This window comes from Corynebacterium sp. MSK012, from assembly GCF_030232435.1.
GTDB classification, from domain to species: Bacteria; Actinomycetota; Actinomycetes; order Mycobacteriales; family Mycobacteriaceae; genus Corynebacterium; species Corynebacterium jeikeium_D.
Genome location: NZ_JASPJU010000010.1, coordinates 26,167 through 47,739 on the forward strand (window position 1 = coordinate 26,167; position 21,573 = coordinate 47,739).

The following is a 21,573-nucleotide window of genomic DNA, read 5'->3' on the forward strand; positions in this document are numbered from 1 at the left end:
CCAATGCTTAGTAATTGGCGGCTCAAGTTACGAAGAAACTCATCGATAGGGGCTAGTTCATCGTTGCCGCGAGTGCACTTGAACGATTTGAGGCTGAGAATCTACAGACCAATCCGGCTCATCCTTGACAGTTACCAGGTCAAGAAGGACAAAGCATCCGGCATCGTTAACGATCTGAACGATTGGATTGACGAGGTGGGAACCCGCGTTCCATCGTGGACTTCATGGGGCGCGTGGTACGGGACCCTATGGAGACTGTGCGGATTATTGATGGGTTGAGTGCTGGAAACTAGAGAGTCGTGTTTCGCTTAGGAGATTTCAGATCAGAGTCAAAAACGATATATGCATCTCGAGCCAGTATTAGGCATCTATAATTCTTCTATGGCACAAGACAGCATTCCGACTACAGATCAGTTCCGTCCAGTAGTACTGCGTGTGCTATCAGATGGGCGAGAACGACGGCTCACGGAGATAGGCGACGATGTAGTCAAACATCTGGGGCTTTTCTCCTGAGGTTTTGGCGGAAACTATTCCGTCCGGACAGCCAAGATATAGAAATCGGATTGCTTGGGCCTGCTCGTCGTTTGCACAGTCTGGTCTGGTAATCCGGCCCAAGCGCGGGCGATACCTGATTTCGGATGATGGGCGCCAAGTAGATGCAAGGAACCTTGCGGAGTACACCGAAAAGGACATGCTGGAGTGGTCCAAGTGGCGGCAGTACCAAGATGAGATTCGGGAGCGTAAGAGCTCTGGCCATGCAGCAGCTGATTTGCCGGCATCCTCGGGCGTGCGTAACGAAGGGGCTCTAGCTGAATGGGAAGAGGCTTCGGCTAGTCCGACGAAATCTCCATTAGAGATGGTGGAAGATGCGCAAGCTGACTGGAACGCGAAGGTTTCCACCGATCTGCGGCAGCGCCTGCAGGACTCGACCCCAAAGTTCTTTGAACGCGCTGTCATCGAACTGTTGTGGGCAATGGGATACGGCGGTGTCCACGGACAGAAGCAGCATCTGGGACGGTCGAATGATGGAGGCGTCGACGGAGTGATTCGTGAAGATGCCCTTGGGCTTGGCAAAGTTTATGTGCAGGCCAAGCGCTATGCTGACTCAAGTTCCGTTGGGAATGGAGAAATAAGAAACTTCATTGGTGCGCTAGATTCTCGCGGTGCGAATAAAGGTGTATTCATCACAACTTCCCGCTTTACCAACGGGGCAGTAGAAGCTGCAGCTAACTATCGGCACGGAACAATCGTTCTGATTGATGGCGTGAAACTTTCCGCGCTCATGCTTGACCATGGTGTGGCGGTCCAAAAAGCACATGAGATTACCCTTTACGAACTGGATGACGACTTTTTCGAAGAGGATGAGTAGGACGTCTCACAGCCGGGTGTGACCTGTCGTTGCGGGGTTACTTGAGTGGGCTTCAGGTCTTATACAATCGGGAGACTGTTTTTACGTAAATAGGAAGCCCGATGCGGACACTCAGTTTCTTCAACAACAAGGGTGGGGTGGGGAAGACCACTCTATCCACCAATGTCGCCCATTATTTCGCTCGTCAGGGTAAACGAGTGCTCTACGTGGATTGTGATCCGCAGTGTAACGCCACACAGCTCATGCTGACTGAAGAGCAGCATGAGGAGATTTACCTGAGCAGCAAGAATGACGAACAGGCCGAGCGAGATTCGTTGGCTAATACGGTCTACTCGCTGTTCATTCCATTGCGAGAAGGCGAGACCGATATCGAGCCCGATATCCGGCCAGTGCGCTCGGAGCGGTTTGGAGTCGATGTCTTGCCAGGGCACCCGGCTCTTTCCAACATTGAAGATGTCATGAGTGACGCCTGGCAGTCATCGCTCGCCAAGAAGACCGGTGACTTTCGTCGAATCCACTGGGCCGGGCAGTTGGCTGTGGCTATGGAGGATGAAGATCGATACGACTACATCTTCTACGATGTGGGACCGTCGTTAGGCCCTTTTAATCGAACCGTGCTTTTGGGCTGCGACGCCTTCGTTACTCCTACGTCAACCGACCTGTTCAGCTTCCACGCCTTTGGAAACCTCGCCAAGTGGTTTAACGACTGGGTCACTGAATACAGCGAAATTTCTGAGGGCAACCTTGCCCAGTGGAGGAACTACTCACCGGATATTTCGAAGAAAACTCGAAAGCTTCGGCTGCTCGGGCATGATGGACGTGGGCTTCAGTACCTTGGCTACACAACGCTGGAATACGTGAAGCGGCGCTCGAATGGTAAAGAACAGCTTGTCGGAGCGTTTGAACGATTCCGCGGCAAGTTCGACGACGAAGCAAAGCGAATCGGCGATAGCCTCGGGCATTCGTGCGACCAGTACCTGATTGGGCATGTGCCGCACATGTACTCGATGCCGGCGACAGCTCAGGATAGTCATTCACCAATTGCAGACCTGCAAGCAACTGATGGCGTGCGGGGAACTCAGCTGAACCAGCGTACTGGCTATGCACAGAAAATTGATGAAGTCGCTGCACTGGTTCTGGAGCGGTTGGAGAGTTAGGTGCTGTTGGTCTTGGTTCCCTAGCATGTCTTTGACGCTTAGCGTTGGCGTGTAGGTGAGGCCGTTTTCGTACGTGCGAGCAATCCTGGCGTGGAAAGTATTTCCAGAAGTGAGTAGTGCTCAAATGCAAGGAATGTGTTCCCTAAACGCCAAGAGAATTCGTGTAACTGTGGAACAATTATCGGCATGAGCATGTACGCCGTGAACCAGCACACAGTCGAAACGCTGCTTGGATGGATTGAGAGCGACACTATCGCTATCCCCGAAATGCAGCGACCATTTGTATGGAACAGTACAAAAGTTCGCGATTTGATGGACTCGCTGTATCGCGGGTTCCCGGTGGGGTTCCTCATTACTTGGCAAAGTCAACAGGTACCGGTTAAAGGCGGCGGCCATGCCGGTTATCAGCAGATTCTGATTGATGGTCAACAGCGCATTACTGCTTTGCGTGCTGCCGTTGCCGGGCAGCCGGTGATGGGCAAGGACTTTAAGACCAAGCGGATTGTTATCTGCTTCAATCCGCAAACTGAGGAATTTGCGACTGCAACACCAGTGCTGAAGAAGCAACCGGAGTGGATCTACGACATCTCGGAGTTCCTGCGGTCGAACAATGTTTATCGGCCGATGAACGAGTACATGGCGAAGAACCCTGAAGCCGACGGCGAAGTAGTTGCGACTGCGCTGGAAAAGCTGATGGGAATCAAGAAAGCCCCAATTGGAATCATTGCACTGAGCGATGAGCTCGATATCGAGACTGTTGCCGAAATTTTTGTGCGCATCAACTCCAAGGGCGTAGCACTGTCTAGCGCCGACTTCGTCATGAGCAAGATTAGTTCCTACGGAGATCAAGGGCGCAACCTGCGGAAGCTCATTGACTACTTCGCACATCTAGCAGTAAGTCCGCATGATTACGGCGAGCTCCGTAATGATGAAGAGTTTGTGCAGACTCAATACTGGCGGGAGATTGAGTGGCTTAAAGATGACACCGAGGATCTCTACGATCCGTCGTATGTAGACCTTATTCGTGTCGCGTCGATGGTCGCGTTTCGGCGTGGTCGGGTTTCATTCGTTGTTCGTGAACTCAGCGGCCTCGATCCTGAAACCAGAAAGTTTTACCCTGAGCGAATTCCGGAAGCGTACAACAAGTTCGAACAAGCGCTACTCCGCGTCGTTAACAAGTATGAGTTCAAGAAGTTCTTGGTAATTCTGCGATCGACAGGCTTTATCAAGAAAAACATGATTACCTCAAGCAACGCGGTCAACTTTGCGTACGCGCTGTTCCTCATCATGCGTGCGGACGGCCGGCCGGATCCGGAGGTTAGTAGCGTCGTTAGGCGATGGTTTGTAATGACGCAGTTGACCAGTAGAGCGTCAGGTAGTTTTGAGTCGACTTTTGAACGAGATTTGCGTGCAATTGACCGAGTCGGGCCGGTCGCAGCGTTGAAGGAGCTTGAAGAAGGCGAGCTGGGAGAGAGCTTCTGGACGGTAACACTGCCTCAGCGTTTCGATTCGTCGAGCGTGAGTAATCCGCAATTCCGCGCCTTTATGGCTTCGCAGGTTAAGGCGCAGGCAACGGCGTTCTTAAGTAAGCACGCGCTAGTAAGCTCGATGATTGAAGTCCAAGGCGATATTCATCACCTAGTTCCGAAAGACTATCTTCGCAAAAGTGGGGTCAACGATAAGCGCGACTACAACCAGGTAGCCAACTACGCGTTCGCAGAGACTGCGGTAAATATTCGAATCGGCAACCGTATGCCCTCTGAATATTTGGGCGAGGTGTTCTCCCAAATTGAGTCCGGTGAGTCGACGCTCGGTGAGATTACGTCGCGTGAGGATCTTGACCGTAACTTCGAAATCAACGCCATTCCGCAGTCGCTGGTTGACACAACTGTTGAGAACTACCACGAGTTCCTGCAGAAGCGTCGCTCTTTGATGGCAGTGAAGCTTCGCGAATACTACAGGGATTTGTAGATTTACTTGTGGAGTATGACTCCCACAGATTGAAAAAGGTCCAAAGAATCTCGTGGGAATCGCGGAATAATCAGCTGACGGCTGTTACGCAAGCACGCAGTTACCGATTAGCCGGTCAATTGCACGGACATCGAGGCCGCGGCCAATTTTAATTTTGATTTTGCCCGCACGAGTCCACAGCTCGATTTCAGCGTTGAAATCCAGAGTGCCTGCGTTTTCTGTGGACCACATGTTGATGGAGCTGTACGGAAGCGAATACATCTCCACCTTTTTGCCGGTCAATCCCTGCGCATCTCGTACGATTAAACGCTTATTGGTGAAGATTGCAGAGTCTCGGAATGTCTTGAATGCCACGTAGGGCTGTTCGCCTTGAACCATCAGCTCCTGTGCGTCCTTAGGAATTGGGGTCTCTTCGACAAAAGTCCAACTAGTGATTTCTGCAGCTTCCACGGGATCCTCCAAGGGAAGTAAAAGTAATTTTCGGCTGCATAATTTTACGATTAATTCGTTAGTTAATGAAAAATATTTTTATCGGGTGTACCTGGGCTAACTCCTGAATTGGTGCTTGAGCAGGTGCTTGCGCCTGCAAGTATCGAGATATTTGCAGCCGCTGTCAGTGCAGCGTGCACAGGAATGGGGCGGGTGCGCGCTTCTGTTTCACCCGATGGCCGACATCATTTTAAAAGCCTGCAGAACTGGGGGGGGGGATAGTATTATAGTTATATTTAGTTCACATTTTATTAACCCTGTTTAGGGGCTTTGGTTGGTCGCCTATCAGAGTACGATAACGATTCATAGCCTGTAATTTTTGGCTCTTGCCCATGCCGTAGTTCTTATTGGAAGCGTTTTGCTATTCACTGTTCTACGCAAGGAGTAATCATGGGCACTCATCGAGCATTTTCGAAGCTGGCACGGTCGGCCACAGCACTGGTAGCCGCAGCTGGTGTCGCTATGGCAGCGGCTCCTATCGCGGCTGCCGCACCGGCTTCGGCAACTGGTAATGATCAGGTCCTGTCCTGGACCGAAATGGGCGAGTGGGGCCCAAAGGCAAATGATTTCCCCACCGTCATGGTCAATCAGGGGATGACGGAAAACATCAGTCCAGAGGGCACAAATGTGCACTGTGTTCCTGCTCCTGGAGAGAATCCGGTGGTCATGATTCACGGGATGAACTCGAACTCGTACCAGACCTATGCGCGCATGGCACCGGAGCTAAAGGCAATGGGTAAGTGTCTGTACGCATTTAACGTCGGCAAGCTAGGTCCTGACGAGTTTTCGGTGCTGGGCTCTATTCCAACCATGCGCAACATGACCCCGCTCGACACCGCTTTGGCTGAGCTGACTGCAAAGATTGACACCCTCAAGGCTGAAACTGGTGCTACCGCCGTCGATATTGTTGGTCACTCTGCTGGTGGCACCTTGGCTGCCGCTTACGCCAAGCAGGAGCAGGGCCGGGGTATAGGCACGGTAGTGTCCCTGGCGGGCGTCCTGCACGGCACATCGCTGCTCGGTATCTCCTATGGTTTGGAGCAGCTCGACCAGTTCGACAATGCTGGCAATAAGGCTGCTGGGTACATTGTCAGCCCGAGCCTGGTGGATCTGCTGCAGCATAGCGAGTTCATGGCCAAGATGAATGAGGGCGGCTTGGAGCAGCCGGGTGTCAACTATGTTGCAATTTCTACCCAGGTTGATGAAGCCGTCACTCCAATGGCTGCAAGCCAGTGGCAGGCACCAACGTCCAACAACATTCTGCTGCAGGATGGGTGCTCTGCGGACCTGTCGGGCCACATCGGACTAACTTTCTCGCCACGGGCAATTGCGCTGGTAGCTAATGCGCTGGGGCGCAACGTTGAGGTTCCATGTGTACCGGTAACCGCCGTTGTGGAAGGCGGCATCAATGACAACGCTGATGTTCGCGCAGAACACGTCAATGCAGTTTCTGATGGCATCACGCAAATCGACGGACGCATCGCGCAGGCTGCGGGATCGCGGTAGCGATAGTCGCGAGCGCGATAGTAACCGGTAGTCAGAGCCGGACAAGGGTTAGGGCGCGTTGTCGGCAGCAGTTACTAGCTGTCGGAACGCGCCTTTTTCGCCATCAAATCCAGGGCAATGGCGGCACCAATAATGGCAGCGCGCAATTGTGGTGGTAAATCATCCTTGAGCTGCAGTACATAGCGCTCATTGCCGGTTAGCATATTTGCGAAACCCGACCACTTGCGTGACATCTGTGCAACTTCGATGTCATTAATCTTGAAGGTTGCGTCGTAATGCCAAACGTCGCCGTCGACCTCGCAATTGGCAAAACCGGGGATAGAAATCTCCAGTCGCCGCTTAAAGAACGCAAACTTTTGTTGAATAGTTGCCAATAGGCGCGATGAGTCTGCTCTGACCTGCTGCTTGCCCTCAGGGCCTGTTGCCTGCGGGTCGGGGTAGTAGACCTCGTAGCTGTCAAGGGCGAAATCGGTCGGATCGGTAATAACGAACACCGGAGTGCCGTCTGGTTCGGACACTGTCAGACGACGAGAGCCCATAAAAATGCGGCTCAGCGTGCCGCCAGTAGTTTCAATCTTGCCGACGCAATTGCCCTCGGTGTCCAGGATGTCGAAATCATCCGCCATGAAATTTCGAATCTGCTGGATAACGATGCTGTTGTGCGAGAGCAATCCCCGATAACGTCCTTGCTGTGGCGGAAGCTGTTCAGGTGCGGAAGGCTGCTCAGCCGCGGAGGACTGCTGCTCGGAAGCATCTTCCTCATCATTTTGTGGAATCTGATCCCACAGTGACTTTGGGTTATCCCAATACGAAGTCATGGCAACAGCCCTCCTTTGATGAGTCTTGAGGCAGGCGAGTGGGTTAGAAGTTCTCTACGAGCGCCTTGTTGAAAGCCTCAAGATCAGCCGGGGTGCGGGAGGAGATCAGGTTGCCGTCAACGACAACTTCCTCATCGACCCAGTTGGCGCCAGCGTTCACCAGATCGGTCTTGACGCTGATGTAGGAAGTAATCGTGCGGCCCTTCAGTGCATCCGCGTCGGTGAGAATCCAACCGCCGTGGCAAATCACGCCGATTGGCTTGTCAGCTGCGGCGAATCCCTTCACCAGGGCCACGGCATCCTTATCGATGCGAATCTGGTCAGCATTCACGGTGCCGCCCGGCAGAATCAGAGCATCGTAATCATCAGCAGAAACGCTGCTGGTCAGCTTATCGACCTCCACCTTCGTGCCATTCTTGCCCTCAATGGAGCCTTCCTCCGTGGAGATAACGTGCACGGTCGCACCGGCATCCTTCACGGCCTCAGTCGGGCTAGTCAGCTCGGAGTCCTCGAATCCGTCAGTGGCCAAAACTGCAATGGTCTTATTCGTTAAATCAGTCATAGCCCCGAGGGTAACGACGTGATCGCGTTTATGCATCCGCCCGAGTATTGTTTTGCATGCAATATTGAAAAATTATCTTGATGGAGGGCGAAAGATGCCTCATTATGAAGTTCTTCAGGTGGTTCTGAAGGAGAAGTTCATCGGTACCGGCTCGGCTAATCTGACTGAGTTGGAGCGAGTAATTAACGACAAGGCGTCGCAAGGGTTTCGGCTGCACACGATTACTACTGCTTCTTCTGGCAGTAAGGGGCTGATGGGTGGTGACCGTATCCAGGCGACCATGATCTTCGAGAGTCTTACCTAGTTGCGTAATTAATCTCCGCCATTATGAAAAGTCGCTTGCGTTCACACCCGCGCAAGCGATATTCTGAAGTCCCGTGGTTACGAAATACATCATCGTTACGGGAGGCGTAGCCTCCTCCCTCGGCAAAGGCTTAACTGCGGCTTCGCTCGGCCGCCTGCTCACCTCGCGTGGTCTCAAAGTGACTATGCAAAAGCTCGATCCCTACCTCAACGTGGATCCGGGCACCATGAACCCCTTCCAGCACGGCGAGGTCTTCGTCACTGAAGATGGCGCAGAAACTGACCTGGACCTCGGTCACTACGAGCGCTTCCTCGATCGCAACCTCTCCGCCGGCGGTAACGTCACCACCGGCAAGGTCTATTCCTCAGTCATCGCCAAGGAGCGCCGCGGCGAATTCCTCGGCCAGACCGTGCAGGTCATCCCGCACATCACCGACGAGATCAAATCCCGCATCGTCGCTATGGGCAATGCCGACGCAAACGGCGAAAAGCCCGACGTGGTCATCACCGAGATCGGCGGCACCGTCGGCGATATTGAATCGCAGCCCTTCCTGGAAGCCGCACGGCAAGTGCGTCACGACGTCGGCCGCGAGAACGTCTTCTACCTGCACGTGTCACTGGTTCCGTACCTCGGCCCCTCCAAGGAACTGAAGACCAAGCCTACCCAGCACTCGGTGGCCGAACTTCGCTCGATTGGCCTGGTTCCCGATGCCGTCGTTTTGCGATGCGACCGCGACGTCCCCGACTCCCTCAAAAACAAGATTGCGCTGATGTGCGACATCGACCGCGAGGGCGTGGTGTCCTGCCCGGATGCTCCGAGCATCTACGACATCCCGAAGGTCCTCTATGAAGAGCACCTGGACACCTTCATCATCCGCCGCCTGAACCTGCCGTTCCGCGACATGGATTGGGCCGTGTGGGGAGACCTGCTCGAACGCGTCCACAACCCGAAGGGCGAGGTCACGGTGGCGCTCGTCGGCAAGTACATCGACCTGCCGGACGCCTACCTGTCCGTCGCGGAAGCTGTGCGTGCCGCAGGTTTCGCCCACCGCGTGAAGGCGAATATCCGCTGGGTCGCGTCCGATGACTGCGAAACCCCGGAGGGGCTGAAGAAGAACATGGCCGGCGTTGACGCGATTGTCATCCCCGGTGGCTTCGGCGGGCGCGGCATTGAAGGCAAGATCGCGACCATCCGCTACGCCAAGGAAACCGGCACGCCGCTGCTGGGAATCTGTCTGGGCATGCAGTGCGTCGTCATTGAGGCGGCGCGCACGGCAGGCGTTGAAGGCGCTTCTTCCACCGAGTTTGACGAGAATGCGGCCGAGCCGGTCATCGCCACGATGGAGGAACAGCTGCAGGCGGTCTCCGGTGAGGCTGACCTGGGCGGATCCATGCGCCTGGGGTCCTACCCGGCGAAGCTTGCCGAAGATTCCGTCGTCGCCGGCCTCTACGGCACCACCGATGTCACTGAGCGCCATCGCCACCGCTACGAGGTCAACAACGCCTACCGCGCGCAGCTCGAAGAGGCAGGCCTGGTCATCTCGGGCACCTCGCCGGACGCCAAACTCGTCGAATTCGTCGAATACCCCACGGACGTGCACCCATACCTCGTGGCCACGCAGGCGCACCCGGAGCTGAAGTCACGCCCCACCAGCGCCCATCCGCTTTTCGACGGCCTCATCGCCGCAGCCCTCAAGCGCGCTTAGCTTAGCTCCGCGAGGGCGAATCCGGCCTACCTATTAGAGTGAAGCTCATGGCGCACCAATTTGACGTTGTTGATTCCGAGATTGTTCTCGAGGCACCTATCATCGCGGTCCGCCGCGACCAGGTGCGAATGCCAGGCGGGAATGTGTCCGCCCGCGAGATCGTGGAGCATTTCGGCGCTGTCGCAGTCGTTGCCGCAGATGAGGATAACCGCCTCTACCTGCTGAATCAGTGGCGGCAGGCAGCGGGGCAGCGCTTGGTGGAGTTGCCGGCCGGACTTCTCGATGTCGCGGACGAGGACCCACTGGAGGCCGCCAAGCGTGAGCTGGTCGAGGAAGCCGGACTGGAGGCCGAGTCCTGGTCCCTGCTTACCGATATGTTCAGCTCGCCCGGGTTCGCAGAGGAAGCGGTCCGGATCTATCTGGCCAGGGGGCTCCGTGCCGTCGATAAGCCGGAAGCCCACGATGAGGAAGCGGACATGACTGCGTCGTGGATCGCAGTGGATGAGGCAGTGGCGATGGCGCTGCGCGGAGAGGTCCTCAACGGCATCGCGCTGTCCGGCATTTTGCTGGCGGCGGAGGTGCTGCTGCGGGGTGCGACGCCGCGCTCGGTCGTGGAGCCGTTCGACATTCGGCCGACGGCCCTGGCCAAGCGTCGAACCGAGCAGCTCGGCGCCGGCGCGGATCTGAAACGCATCCGATGAGTTCGATTGATCCGCTTGTCGACGCCTTCGTCACCTACCTCGCGGTGGAAAAGGGCCTGTCAGCGAATACGCTCGCCAGTTATAAGCGCGACTTGGAGAAGTACCGCACCTATCTGCGGGAGATTGGGCGTACGCGATTGGCGCAGGTCACCGAGCAGGATGTGTCAGAGTTCCTGGCGTATCTGGCGCGGGGAGATAAGTCGGCGGGAAGGCCAGCGCTGGCCCCGACCTCGGTGACGCGGTCGCTGTCGGCCGTGCGGAGCTTCCACAAGTTCGCGGTGTGTGAGGGCGCGTTGGATGTGGATGTCGCCAAGCGGGTGGCGCCGCCGAAGCAGCCCTCGCGGTATCCGAAGGCGCTCAGCATTGATGAGGTCACTCGGCTTATCGAGTCCATCCCCGACGATGAGACCGCCGACGTGACGGATTTGCGAAACCGCGCGCTGGTGGAGTTTTTGTACTCGACCGGTGCGCGCGTTTCCGAGGTCACCGGCCTGGATATCGATGACGTGGATCGCGAAACCAACCTCGTGTTGCTGCGCGGTAAGGGCGGCAAGGAGCGCATCGTGCCCGTGGGATCGCCGGCCATGGCGGCGCTGGATGCGTGGCTGACACGCGGGCGGCCGAGCTGGGTGCGGGCGAACTCCGGGCCGGCGCTGTTTATTAACTCGCTGGGGCGCAGGCTGTCTCGGCAGTCGGCGGGAAATACGCTGGCGGAGCTAGGCGAGCGCGCCGGGCTGAGCGTGAAAATCTCCCCGCACACCCTGCGCCACAGTTTCGGCACACACCTCATTGAGGGCGGTGCCGATGTGCGCGTGGTCCAAGAGCTGCTGGGGCACGCCTCGGTGACGACGACCCAGATCTACACCATGATTACCGCGGAGAATATGCGACGAGTCTGGGCGGGGGCTCACCCACGGGCTGAATACTCGCGGTAATATGTGGCGGTAATATATCGCGCAGTAGAATTGATGAGAAATCTTCAAGGAAGAGGGATTGACTGTGGCTGAAGAAGGGTTGTTTGAGGCCGATCGAGTTGAACTCGGTCTCACCGGTCGTCCGGCACGTGAGCTGCCGGAACCCGCACCCCTGAACAGTCACGGCCCCGCAGTCATCCTGGCAATGTGTAACCAGAAGGGCGGCGTGGGTAAGACCACCTCGACCATTAACCTGGGTGCGGCGCTGGCAGAGTTCGGTCGTAAAGTCCTGCTCGTTGACTTAGACCCACAAGGCGCACTATCCGCCGGTCTTGGTGTCCCGCATGAGGAGCTCGACCTGACCGTCTACAACCTCATCGTCGATGACACCACCGACGTTCGCGATGCCATCCACCACACCAAGGTCTCCGGCCTGGACCTCGTTCCGGCCAATATCGACCTGTCGGCGGCGGAAATCCAGCTTGTCAACGAAGTCGGCCGCGAGCAGGCCCTCGGACGCGCGCTGCGCCCAGTGATGAATGACTACGACTTCATCATCATTGACTGCCAGCCGTCGCTAGGCCTGCTGACCGTCAATGCGCTGACCATCTCCGAGGGCGTCATCATCCCAATGGTGGCGGAGTACTTCTCCCTGCGCGGTCTGGCACTGCTCACCGACACGGTGGCCAAGGTCCGCGACCGCCTGAACTTCAACCTGGAAGTCTCCGGCATTTTGGTCACCATGTTCGACCGCCGCACGCGCCACGCCAAGGAAGTCATGGAACGCCTCATCGAGGTCTTCGGTGACAAGGTCTTCGACACGGTCATCACCCGTACCGTCCGCTTCCCGGAAACCTCCGTCGCCGGCGAGCCCATCACCACCTGGGCACCGAACACCCCAGCTGCGGCGCAGTACCGCAACCTGGCCCGCGAGGTCATCGAGCGCAAAGGCCGCAAATAATAGGTGACTTCCCCGGATAGTTACACTCCCGAACCGTCGTCAAGCGAGGGCGTGCAGGAAGAGATCACCGGCTTCCGCGTTGCGCTCGCGAACTTCAACGGGCCATTTGACCTGCTGCTGCAGCTCATCAGCAGCAAAAAGATGGACGTCACCGAGGTCGCGCTGGCGGCGGTCACCGACGAGTTCATCTCGTACACGCGCAGCCTCGACGCAGTCAGCGACCTCGACGAAATCACCGAATTCCTCGTCGTGGCAGCGACGCTGCTCGACCTCAAAACCGCACGGCTTCTGCCGCGTGGCGACGTCGACAGCGAAGAAGACCTCGAACTGCTAGAAGCGCGCGACCTGCTGTTCGCCCGACTGCTGCAATACCAGGCGTATGGCAAGGTGGCCGACCAATTCGAGGAGTGGCAGAAGACCGCGCCGCGGCGCTATCCGCGAGCTGTGGGACCGGACAAGCAGTTCGAGGAGCTGCTGCCGCCCGTGCGCCTGGGCATGACGCTCGGGGAGTTCGCCGAGTTTGCGGCCGTCGTGATGCGACCGAAGCCGCCGGAGGAAGTCGGTGTCGGGCACATTCACGGTGTGCCCGTGTCCGTGCCGGAGCAGGCGGGCAGAATCCTGGACTCGCTGCGGCTGGCCGGCGAGGGGACCTGGCTGACGTTTACGCAGCTGACCTCGGAATGCCGCGTGTCCATGGAGATTGTTGGGCGGTTCCTGGCGCTGCTGGAGCTCTACCGTGCCAAAGCGATTGGTGTGGAGCAGGAGGAGGCGCTGGAGGAAATCCACGTGGCCTGGACCGGGCTCGAGGTGGACCCGGCCGTCGTGGCGGCGGCGAACTGGGAGTAGGTGGCTGGGGCTGGCTGTTGGGCGTGGGCTTGGTTGGGCGTGGGCTAGGCTTGGTTGGGCTGGCGCTAACAGCTGATTAGCGCCCGGCCAATTAGCGCCCGGCGCGGGAGGTTGCGTAATCTGACGCGCATGAGCGAAACCAGTTCCGGACCATCCGAGCAGGCCGTGGAGCCCGCGTCTGCTTCTTCGGCTCAGTTGCCGCCCATTGACCCGTTGCGAGCAGGCGTTGAGTCGATTCTGCTGGTAGTCGATACGCCGGTGGCGGCGGAGGATATGGCGCGGGCGCTGGATGTTTCCGCAAGTGATGTCCGTGACGTGCTTCGCGAAATCGAGTACGAATACCGTGCACGTCGCAGCGGCATTGAGCTACGCGAAACGGATGAGGGCTGGCGGTTTTACACAGCTCCCGCCCACGCCAGCGCGGTCGAGCGATTCTTGCTGGATGGCTCGCAGTCGAAGCTCTCACGTGCAGCTATGGAGACGCTGGCAGTAGTGGCTTACCGACAGCCGGCCACGCGTGCGCAGGTCTCCGGTGTGCGTGGTGTCAATGTCGATGGGGTGATGCGCACGCTGGTCGCGCGCGGTCTGATTGCGGAATCCGGAGAGGACCCGGCAACCGGCGCGCATTTGTACGTTACGACGACGCTGTTCCTGGAGCTTTTGGGGATTGATTCGCTGGACCAGCTGCCTGATTTGGCTCCGCTGCTGCCTGAGGTCGACTTGATCGACGAGCCGTTGGACTAGGTGGGGTTCACTCTATTGAACGACCCACTTCACGGTTTTCGATTCGCCTGACGGTCATCGATCCACTTCACGACACGGGTGTCACCTCATGCCACCTCCACAGCTGCCACGAGGTGACATAGGTGTCGTGAAGTCGCATTTTGGGGCTGCGGTTGCCGCTCACGACGGCTCACTGCGAGCCTTTGCACCCCACTGCACTCACCACACGCACACGCACCCCACCACACACCCACCCCACGCCCTGTGGATAACTCCCGAAAACTGCAAACTATCCACAGTCGATGCCAAATCGATGCCTCCTGAGTCTCCGTGTGAGCCCAAAAATGAGAACGTAGCACTCACAAGCACTCGCAAACACTCGCAAACACGCAAACACTCACCAACACTCACACCACCACCCGCCAGCCAGCAAATGCATGGACCTCAGGAGCGCAATCCGATGCCGCAGTGGATCTACGACGCCGACGACATCATCCGTACCGGCCAGCAGCGCGAATGCGCCCGCCCCAGCACATTCGCAATTTCCCGAATCGGCCAGCACTCCGACCGAGATCTCCGCCAGCGAGCCAAAAGCGGCAGCCTCCTGTGGCTCGCACACGGCGCGTACGTGCCGGTCGACAGGTGGCTCCTCCTAAACAGCACCGAACGTTACATCCTGGAAATCAAAGCGCTCGTCCATCGCGGCACCACCACCGTAGTCACCCGCGATGCCGCCGCTGCTCTCCACGGTTTACCTCTACTTACGCACAACACTCCCATCGCGATAGCCAACTCCGGCCGCACGCGCGGGCAATCGCGAAGCACGCCGAATGGCCCGTACCAGCCGCACAAACGCCTCATCCGCGTCTCCGGCCGGATTCTCCCCGAGGACATCGTAGAAATCGATGGCCGCCTCGTCACCGATGTCCCAAAGTCCGTCATCGACGTCTGCCGTTCCCGCACTCCGCACAATGCACTAGTGCTTGCCGACGCCGCCCTCCAGCGCCACACCGACACCGAGGAGCTGTTGGCCACGTTGGCTGCATATCCGCGTGCTCCGGGAAATGCACAGGCCAGGAGATTGTTGGGGCAAGCGACAGCGTCGTCGGAAAGCATTGGGGAATCGCTCACTAAAGAAGCAATCGTCCAGGCGGGGCTAGCTTCTGTCGACGATTCTCGTACTCCGTTGCTTCAGCAGGTGTCCTTTCGGGATGATCGTGGCTTCATCGCACGCGTGGACTTCTACCTGCCCGAGCTTGGGCTGATCGTCGAGTTCGATGGCCGTATGAAATACACCGACGGTGGAGTCGCGGACACGCAGGTGGCAATCGCAAAGGAGCTGGAGCGCGAAAAGCGCCTGAAGAACCTCGGGTTGAATGTCATCCGGATCGTCTGGTCACAGCTTTTCGACGGCTCCGCCGTAGCCACCTTGCGGCAAGCAGCCGCGGAAATCCGGCGTCACCTAGCAAATGGTGGTAGTTGCTATCGCGGTAACTACGCCTTCGCGCGGCAGCCCATCACGATCACAGGTAAGGCGGCCGAGTTGGCCATGCGTCGCCGACGAGTGTGGAGCCAGGCGGGGCGGCTGTACTAGGCGGCGTCGGCACTGCCGCTCTCGGCCCGCTTCCACAGGCCCTAAGTCCACTTCACGACACGAGTGTCACCTCATGCCACCTCCACAGCTGCCACGAGGTGACATGGGTGTCGTAAAGTCACTGAGACTGTCTGTAATCCTTGCGAGAAGCTCCACCACCAACCCCGAACGGCGTTCAAGTCTGGCGCTGTACAGGTATTATGCTGAGTATCATGACAGCCTCGGAAACCGCCCAGCCGCACACCCCGCAGCACTCCCAACCACCCGCCCAACCACACACCCAGCCAGCCATCGCCGACCTCGCCCAATTCGACGCCGACCACATCTGGCACCCATACGGCCCCATCCCGTCGCCGGTCGCGCCCAAGCTGGTCGAGTCCGCCGAGGGCGTGAACCTCCACCTCGCCGACGGCCGCACCCTCATCGACGGCATGAGCAGCTGGTGGGCCGCCTGTCACGGCCACTCGCACCCGAAGCTGGTCGCAGCCGCGAAGAAGCAGGCCACCACGATGTCGCATGTCATGTTCGGCGGACTCACACACCGTCCGGCCATCGAACTGGCGGAGAAGCTCCTAAAGCTCGCAGGCCCCGGCTTCGATGCCATTTTTTACTCGGACTCGGGTTCGGTCTCTGTCGAGGTGGCGATCAAAATGGCGTTGCAGTATCAGCAGGCCAAAGGCCATCCCGAGCGCACCCGCCTGGCCACTTGGCGTGGCGGCTATCACGGCGACACTCGCGCGCCCATGACCGTCTGCGACCCTGAGGGCGGCATGCATTCGCTGTGGACGGGGCAGTGGACTCCGCAGGTCTTCGCCGACAAACCGCCCGCCCGCGGCGCAACCGAGGAGGAACGAGCACGCTATCTCGCGTACTTCGATTCGCTTATCGACGACTCCGTCGCCGGCATCATTATTGAACCGGTGGTCCAAGGCGCTGGTGGCATGCGGTTCCATGACCACGAGCTGCTTGTGGGGCTCCGGAAGCTGTGTGACAAGCACGGGATTCTGCTCATCGCGGATGAGATCGCCACCGGCTTCGGCCGGGCCGGTGACCTGTTCACGACGCAGGCGGCCGGGATTGTGCCGGATATTATGTGTGTCGGCAAGGCGCTGACCGGCGGCTTTATGAGCTTCGCAGCCACCCTCACCACCGCCGACGTGGCTCGCACCATTTCCAGTGGCGCAGGCGGAGGCATCATGCACGGCCCGACCTTCATGGGCAACCCGTTGGCCTGTGCCGTGGCCTGCGCGCAGCTCGACCTGATTGCAGAGGGGCAGTGGCGTGAGGATGTCCCGCGCATCGAGTCCCGACTCCGCAACCAGCTCCAACCCCTAGCCAGCAGCGATGCCGTGGCCGACGTGCGTGTCCTTGGTGCAATCGGGGTTGTGGAGATGCAGCGCCCGGTGGACATGGGGCTGGCCACCGCAGCAGCTGTCGATGCTGGGGTGTGGCTGCGGCCATTCGGCAAGTTGGTGTACACCATGCCGCCGTATATCAGCACCAATGACGAGGTCGATCGCATCTGTGAGGCCATCGCCGCCATCGTCGCCGCGGAGGAAAAACGCAAGTAGCGCAACCAAAAAGGAGCATCAACCACCATGAGCATCGTCCTTGTCACAGGCACCGGTACCGATATTGGAAAGACCATCGGCACGGCAGCCCTGGCGGCGGCACTTCGCGAGGAAGGCAAGGAGGTGCACGTCGTCAAGCCAATTCAGACCGGTTTTCCGGGCCCAAATGGCGGTGATTTGGACACTGTCGCAGAGCTGACGGGGATCGACAACCTGCATGGCTTCGTGCGTTACCCCGAGCCGATGGCGCCGGTGGCGGCGGCGCAGCGCGCGGGAATGCGCCTGCCGAACGCCACGGAGATCGCTGAAAAGATCAAGCTTATCGACGGGCCGAACCGCGTTGTCCTCGTGGAGGGCGCGGGCGGCTTGCTGGTGCGGCTCGGCGAGGACTGGGCGCTGCCGGAGCTGGCGGCGTTGTTGCCGGGTAGTCAGATGGTGGTCGTGACGCGGTTGGACCTGGGTTGCCTGAACGAGGCGGAGCTCACCGTCGAGGTGGCGCGGGGCCGTGGAGTCAATGTCACGGCGCTGGTGGGCGGTTCGTTGCCGGCGGAGGTCGACCCGATCATTGAGACGAACCTGGAGGAACTGCCGCGCATCACCGGGGTGCCGCTGCTGGGGTCGGTGCAGGCGGGAGCTGGCGCGCTGGACCGGCAGGAGTTTGTGGCGAAAGCTACGCAGTGGCTGCCGGGCGTGCGAGAGTGGGCCGCAGCGCTGTAAAAGACGTTGTAGGTGGAGGCCGCGCGGGACGTCGTTAAGCTGGCGTTTTGCGAAAAACGTGCTAAGGTGGCTAGACGACAAGGCGCGAGGCTTTCTCTGTAATTCTCTTTATTAACCTGCTTCCACCGGCCAATTTTGGGCCCACGGGGGAGAGAACAGCGTCGCCTGGCGCTGACGTTCTAACAAACAGAACATTCTCCAACGCTTGAAAAGGATGTAGGTCAAGTGGCTAAGCCCGCTCGCCGAGAAGGCACACCGGCACACAAGAACCGTAAGAATCAATCCAACCGCGGCTCCACTAACGCCCAGCGCAACCGCAGCCGTCGCGACAGCGGCGCGAAGATGGAGACCTCCAACGTCCACGCGAAGGACATCTACGTATCCAACGCTCGCCCGGCGCGCCACCAGCATGTGGACGACAACCGCCGCGGCTCGGGCAAGCGCGTGCACAGCGAAGCAGGCGAGGGCGTGCGCCTGCAGAAGGTATTGGCACAGGCAGGCGTGGCGTCGCGTCGTATGGCGGAAAAGCTTATCGACGAAGGCCGCGTCGAGGTCGACGGCAAGATTGTGACGCGGCAGGGCGTGCGGGTGGACCCGAACACGTCTGTGATTCGCGTTGATGGTTCCCGCGTCATCGTCAATGAGGACATGCAGTACTTCGTCCTGAACAAGCCGCGTGGTGTGCAGTCGACCATGCACGATGACATGGGCCGCCCGTGTGTGGGCGACATCATCGGTGAGAAGATCAGCGCTGGTCAGCGACTCTTCCACGTGGGTCGCCTGGATGCGCCCACCGAGGGCCTGCTGCTGCTCACCAACGATGGTGAGCTGGCCAACCGCCTGATGCACCCGAGCTACGAGGTCACCAAGACCTACATGGCCACCGTTGTCGGCGAGGTCGATGCCAAGGTCATGCGTGAGCTGGAAAAGGGCATTGAGCTTGATGACGGCATCGCTAAGGCGGACATGGCGCAGATCATCGATGTCTGGCAGGGCCGCTCCATCGTCCGCATCGAGCTGCACGAGGGCCGCAAGCACATCGTCCGCCGGATGCTCAAGACTGCGGGCTTCCCGGTCGAGCGCCTGGTGCGCACTAAGATTCACACTGTCCAGCTGGGCGAGCAGACCCCGGGCGCTCTCCGCGCACTCAACCGGGCTGAGCTGACCTCCCTCTACAACGCGGTGGGGCTGTAAATGGCACTAGTGAAAAAGAACGAAGAGAACCAAGGAGCTGAAGGAGCCCACATGAGCGAGCAGAACACTGACGACATGCTGTTGGTTGCCATTGACGGCCCTTCCGGCACTGGCAAGTCGACTGTCTCCCGGATGGTCGCAACCGAGCTGGGTGCAAAGTACTTGGACACCGGCGCAATGTACCGCGTGGCCACCCTGTGGGTGCTGCGCCAGGGTATCGACCCGACTGATGAGGAAGCCGTGGCCAAGGCGACGGCCGCCCTGCCACTGGAAGTCTCCGATGACCCGAACTCCACTGCGGTCCTCCTCGACGGCGAGGATGTTTCCGGCGAGATTCGCGGCCCGGAGGTCACCCGCAACGTGTCGGCGGTCTCCGCGATTCCGGCCGTGCGCACCAACCTGGTCGCACTCCAGCGTTCGCTGGCCGCATCGGCTGTGCGCTGTGTGGTGGAAGGCCGCGATATCGGCACGGTCGTGCTCCCGGACGTTCCGGCGAAGATCTTCATGACCGCCTCCGCAGAGGTCCGCGCTCGCCGCCGCTACGACCAGGACATCGCTGCTGGTCGTGAGGCTGACTTCGACACCGTGCTTGCCGACGTCATCCGCCGCGACGAACTCGACAGCAACCGTGCGACCTCTCCGCTGAAGCCAGCCGAGGACGCGTTCATTCTGGACACCTCTGAGATGGACATTGAAGAGGTCGTGGAAAACGTCCTCGATGTCGTTGAGGCCGGCTACCCGGGGTCCACTATGGACTGGGACGATGTCGACAACGAGGAGTTCGAGGGCTCTTACGACGACTCCGAGGACGACACCGCCGGACACCTGGTCGCAAACGTGGAGAGCGAAAACGCGCCGGGCACCGCAGGCAGCCACACCAGCGCAGACGAGTTCATCGACCGCACAATCGCTGACCACGAGACGATCATCTCCGAAGCCATCGAGCGCGCCGAAACCGGCCAGATCGATGACGATGCCGACTGGGAAGAATTGGAAAACGCCTTCGCAGCGCTTGGCGTGAGCGACGAGGAGGAAGAAGCTCTTCCGACCGTGGCCATTGTGGGACGACCGAATGTTGGTAAGTCCACCATGGTTAACAGGTTCATTGGCCGTCGTGAAGCAGTTGTCGAAGACTTCCCGGGCGTGACCCGCGACCGCATCTCCTACCTGGGGGAATGGGGCGGACGTCGCTTCTGGGTGCAGGATACCGGCGGCTGGGACCCGGACGCCAAGGGCATGCATGCGGCGATTGCTCGTCAGGCGGAGACCGCCATGGAGACCGCCGATGTGATTGTCATGGTCGTCGACACCACCGTCGGCATCACCGCCACGGAAGAGGTCATGGCCCGCCGCCTGCAGCGCGCGGAGCAGCCGGTTATTCTCGCCGCCAACAAGTTTGAGTCGGATTCGCAGCTTGGCGACGTCGCGGAGTTCTGGGCCCTCGGGCTCGGCGAGCCGCACCCAACCTCGGCCCTCCACGGTCGTGGCAATGCCGACGTGATGGACGAAGTGGTGGCTTCCTTCCCGGAGGTGCCGCGTGCGAAGTCGCTGCCGACCGGGCCGCGTCGTGTGGCGCTGGTGGGCAAGCCGAATGTGGGCAAGTCTTCGCTGCTGAACAAGCTCTCCGGTGAAGATCGCGCAGTGGTCAGCGACGTGGCCGGTACCACGGTTGACCCGGTGGACTCCCTGGTGCAGATGGACGAGGCGCTCTGGCGTTTTGTGGATACCGCTGGTATCCGCAAGAAGACCAAGACCGCCAAGGGCCACGAGTTCTACGCCTCGCTGCGTACTCGCTCGACGATTGACAACGCCGAAGTCGTCATCTTCCTGGTCGATGCTTCCGAGCAGATCACCGAGCAGGACCAGCGCGTGCTGCGCATGATTCTCGACTCCGGTCGCGCACTTGTGGTCGCCTACAACAAGTGGGACCTCATGGATGAGGACCGTCGCGACCTGCTCGAGCGCGAAATTGAAGAGCAGCTCGCACATGTGCCGTGGGCTCGTCGGGTGAACATCTCCGCCAAGACTGGTCGCGCTGTGCAGAAACTAGAGCCGGCCATGCTGGAGGCCGTGGAGTCGTGGGATAAGCGTATCTCCACTGGTCGCCTGAACACTTGGTTGCGTGCGATTATGCAGCAGAACCCGCCACCGCTGCGTGGTGGCCGCCAGCCGCGCGTGCTGTTTGCCACCCAGGCATCCTCGCGCCCGCCGGTAATTGTGCTGTTCACCACCGGGTTCCTGGAGCACGGCTACCGTCGCTTCCTGGAGCGCAAGCTGCGTGAAGAATTCGGTTTCGAGGGCTCACCGGTGCGCATCGCGGTGCGTGTCCGCGAGAAGAAGAAGCGCCGCTAGGACCTGCTAGGAAGCACCGTCAGGTAGTTCCGTTCAGGCCTGCTAGTCGCTCGAATTGAGCTGAGAAAAGCCCAAAATGTGATTTAGGCGATTGCATTTTGGGCTTTTCGTTGGCATTT

The 21,573-nt window shown here is 59.1% G+C and carries 19 protein-coding genes and 1 pseudogene; 17 read left to right on the forward strand and 3 right to left on the reverse strand.

The genetic code is table 11. The features are described from left to right. Positions 1-493 precede the first annotated feature (493 nt). The 4 genes and pseudogenes from QP977_RS11005 to QP977_RS08035 form a co-directional block, all read left to right on the forward strand. A pseudogene (locus QP977_RS11005) lies at positions 494-649 on the forward strand (winged helix-turn-helix domain-containing protein); the annotation flags it as partial. 42 nt (positions 650-691) lie between these two features. After that, a complete protein-coding gene (locus QP977_RS08025) occupies positions 692-1,369 on the forward strand; it encodes a restriction endonuclease (RefSeq protein ID WP_240593359.1) in 678 nt (225 codons plus the stop codon). Positions 1,370-1,470: 101 nt separating this feature from the next. Further along, positions 1,471-2,526 carry a ParA family protein gene (locus QP977_RS08030; protein ID WP_088611560.1) on the forward strand — a complete coding sequence of 352 codons (1,056 nt, stop codon included), beginning with the start codon at positions 1,471-1,473 and terminating at the stop codon, positions 2,524-2,526. A 186-nt stretch (positions 2,527-2,712) separates the two neighbouring features. Further along, positions 2,713-4,497 carry a GmrSD restriction endonuclease domain-containing protein gene (locus QP977_RS08035; RefSeq protein ID WP_049189949.1) on the forward strand — a complete coding sequence of 595 codons (1,785 nt, stop codon included), beginning with the start codon at positions 2,713-2,715 and terminating at the stop codon, positions 4,495-4,497. Positions 4,498-4,581: 84 nt separating this feature from the next. Here the strand turns inward: QP977_RS08035 and QP977_RS08040 are convergent, their stop codons facing one another. Continuing rightward, positions 4,582-4,947 (reverse strand): PH domain-containing protein, encoded by a 366-nt coding sequence (locus tag QP977_RS08040; protein ID WP_049189974.1) that lies wholly within the window; start codon positions 4,945-4,947, stop codon positions 4,582-4,584. 429 nt (positions 4,948-5,376) lie between these two features. Here QP977_RS08040 and QP977_RS08045 point away from each other — a divergent pair, with 429 nt between their 5' ends. Continuing rightward, positions 5,377-6,492: an esterase/lipase family protein gene (locus tag QP977_RS08045; RefSeq protein ID WP_258225272.1), complete on the forward strand. Its 1,116-nt coding sequence runs from the start codon at positions 5,377-5,379 to the stop codon at positions 6,490-6,492. 74 nt (positions 6,493-6,566) lie between these two features. Here the strand turns inward: QP977_RS08045 and QP977_RS08050 are convergent, their stop codons facing one another. Together QP977_RS08050 and QP977_RS08055 are read right to left on the reverse strand one after the other, a co-directional pair. Then, the gene (locus QP977_RS08050; protein ID WP_284847239.1) at positions 6,567-7,310 is read right to left on the reverse strand and encodes an LURP-one-related/scramblase family protein; all 744 of its coding nucleotides are present in this window, start codon (positions 7,308-7,310) and stop codon (positions 6,567-6,569) included. 43 nt (positions 7,311-7,353) lie between these two features. Further along, positions 7,354-7,872 carry a type 1 glutamine amidotransferase domain-containing protein gene (locus QP977_RS08055; protein WP_070567026.1) on the reverse strand — a complete coding sequence of 173 codons (519 nt, stop codon included), beginning with the start codon at positions 7,870-7,872 and terminating at the stop codon, positions 7,354-7,356. A gap of 94 nt (positions 7,873-7,966) precedes the next feature. Between QP977_RS08055 and QP977_RS08060 the strand changes: the two genes are divergently transcribed. The 12 genes from QP977_RS08060 to der all read left to right on the forward strand — a co-directional run bounded on the left by QP977_RS08060 (position 7,967) and on the right by der (position 21,454). Further along, the gene (locus QP977_RS08060; RefSeq protein WP_038625583.1) at positions 7,967-8,176 is read left to right on the forward strand and encodes a DUF4177 domain-containing protein; all 210 of its coding nucleotides are present in this window, start codon (positions 7,967-7,969) and stop codon (positions 8,174-8,176) included. Between the two features lie 73 nt (positions 8,177-8,249). After that, positions 8,250-9,881 carry a CTP synthase gene (gene pyrG / locus QP977_RS08065; RefSeq protein ID WP_284847240.1) on the forward strand — a complete coding sequence of 544 codons (1,632 nt, stop codon included), beginning with the start codon at positions 8,250-8,252 and terminating at the stop codon, positions 9,879-9,881. 47 nt (positions 9,882-9,928) lie between these two features. After that, positions 9,929-10,582 carry an NUDIX domain-containing protein gene (locus tag QP977_RS08070; RefSeq protein WP_070866389.1) on the forward strand — a complete coding sequence of 218 codons (654 nt, stop codon included), beginning with the start codon at positions 9,929-9,931 and terminating at the stop codon, positions 10,580-10,582. Next, positions 10,579-11,517, forward strand: coding sequence for a site-specific tyrosine recombinase XerD (locus QP977_RS08075; RefSeq protein WP_070862667.1), 939 nt, complete (start codon positions 10,579-10,581; stop codon positions 11,515-11,517). The genes QP977_RS08070 and QP977_RS08075 overlap by 4 nt, the downstream gene beginning before the upstream one ends. Before the next feature lie 64 nt (positions 11,518-11,581). Further along, the gene (locus QP977_RS08080; RefSeq protein ID WP_049189940.1) at positions 11,582-12,457 is read left to right on the forward strand and encodes a ParA family protein; all 876 of its coding nucleotides are present in this window, start codon (positions 11,582-11,584) and stop codon (positions 12,455-12,457) included. A gap of 3 nt (positions 12,458-12,460) precedes the next feature. After that, entirely contained in the window at positions 12,461-13,303 is an 843-nt protein-coding gene (locus tag QP977_RS08085) for a segregation and condensation protein A (RefSeq protein ID WP_284847241.1), read from the forward strand. Between the two features lie 129 nt (positions 13,304-13,432). Then, positions 13,433-14,047 (forward strand): SMC-Scp complex subunit ScpB, encoded by a 615-nt coding sequence (scpB, locus tag QP977_RS08090; RefSeq protein ID WP_049170455.1) that lies wholly within the window; start codon positions 13,433-13,435, stop codon positions 14,045-14,047. A gap of 412 nt (positions 14,048-14,459) precedes the next feature. Further along, on the forward strand, positions 14,460-15,620 hold the full coding sequence (locus QP977_RS08095) for a PDDEXK family nuclease (RefSeq protein ID WP_284847242.1): 1,161 nt from the start codon (positions 14,460-14,462) through the stop codon (positions 15,618-15,620). Positions 15,621-15,832: 212 nt separating this feature from the next. Next, a complete protein-coding gene (locus QP977_RS08100) occupies positions 15,833-17,191 on the forward strand; it encodes an adenosylmethionine--8-amino-7-oxononanoate transaminase (RefSeq protein ID WP_284847243.1) in 1,359 nt (452 codons plus the stop codon). A 27-nt stretch (positions 17,192-17,218) separates the two neighbouring features. Further along, the gene (bioD, locus tag QP977_RS08105; protein WP_070429687.1) at positions 17,219-17,908 is read left to right on the forward strand and encodes a dethiobiotin synthase; all 690 of its coding nucleotides are present in this window, start codon (positions 17,219-17,221) and stop codon (positions 17,906-17,908) included. Between the two features lie 342 nt (positions 17,909-18,250). Further along, entirely contained in the window at positions 18,251-19,102 is an 852-nt protein-coding gene (locus tag QP977_RS08110; RefSeq protein WP_049193586.1) for a pseudouridine synthase, read from the forward strand. A gap of 51 nt (positions 19,103-19,153) precedes the next feature. After that, positions 19,154-21,454, forward strand: coding sequence for a bifunctional cytidylate kinase/GTPase Der (gene der, locus QP977_RS08115; protein WP_049170462.1), 2,301 nt, complete (start codon positions 19,154-19,156; stop codon positions 21,452-21,454). Positions 21,455-21,573: the final 119 nt, after the last annotated feature.

Excerpts from the sequence above, each read along its gene's own strand:
- QP977_RS08025 (WP_240593359.1), top strand. The coding sequence starts at position 692 with ATGCTGGAGTGGTCCAAGTGGCGGCAGTACCAAGATGAGATTCGGGAG.
- QP977_RS08030 (WP_088611560.1), top strand. The coding sequence starts at position 1,471 with ATGCGGACACTCAGTTTCTTCAACAACAAGGGTGGGGTGGGGAAGACC.
- QP977_RS08035 (WP_049189949.1), top strand. The coding sequence starts at position 2,713 with ATGAGCATGTACGCCGTGAACCAGCACACAGTCGAAACGCTGCTTGGA.
- QP977_RS08045 (WP_258225272.1), top strand. The coding sequence starts at position 5,377 with ATGGGCACTCATCGAGCATTTTCGAAGCTGGCACGGTCGGCCACAGCA.
- QP977_RS08050 (WP_284847239.1), bottom strand. The coding sequence starts at position 7,310 with ATGACTTCGTATTGGGATAACCCAAAGTCACTGTGGGATCAGATTCCA.
- QP977_RS08055 (WP_070567026.1), bottom strand. The coding sequence starts at position 7,872 with ATGACTGATTTAACGAATAAGACCATTGCAGTTTTGGCCACTGACGGA.
- QP977_RS08060 (WP_038625583.1), top strand. The coding sequence starts at position 7,967 with ATGCCTCATTATGAAGTTCTTCAGGTGGTTCTGAAGGAGAAGTTCATC.
- QP977_RS08070 (WP_070866389.1), top strand. The coding sequence starts at position 9,929 with ATGGCGCACCAATTTGACGTTGTTGATTCCGAGATTGTTCTCGAGGCA.
- QP977_RS08075 (WP_070862667.1), top strand. The coding sequence starts at position 10,579 with ATGAGTTCGATTGATCCGCTTGTCGACGCCTTCGTCACCTACCTCGCG.
- scpB (WP_049170455.1), top strand. The coding sequence starts at position 13,433 with ATGAGCGAAACCAGTTCCGGACCATCCGAGCAGGCCGTGGAGCCCGCG.
- QP977_RS08095 (WP_284847242.1), top strand. The coding sequence starts at position 14,460 with ATGCATGGACCTCAGGAGCGCAATCCGATGCCGCAGTGGATCTACGAC.
- QP977_RS08100 (WP_284847243.1), top strand. The coding sequence starts at position 15,833 with ATGACAGCCTCGGAAACCGCCCAGCCGCACACCCCGCAGCACTCCCAA.
- bioD (WP_070429687.1), top strand. The coding sequence starts at position 17,219 with ATGAGCATCGTCCTTGTCACAGGCACCGGTACCGATATTGGAAAGACC.
- QP977_RS08110 (WP_049193586.1), top strand. The coding sequence starts at position 18,251 with ATGGAGACCTCCAACGTCCACGCGAAGGACATCTACGTATCCAACGCT.
- der (WP_049170462.1), top strand. The coding sequence starts at position 19,154 with ATGAGCGAGCAGAACACTGACGACATGCTGTTGGTTGCCATTGACGGC.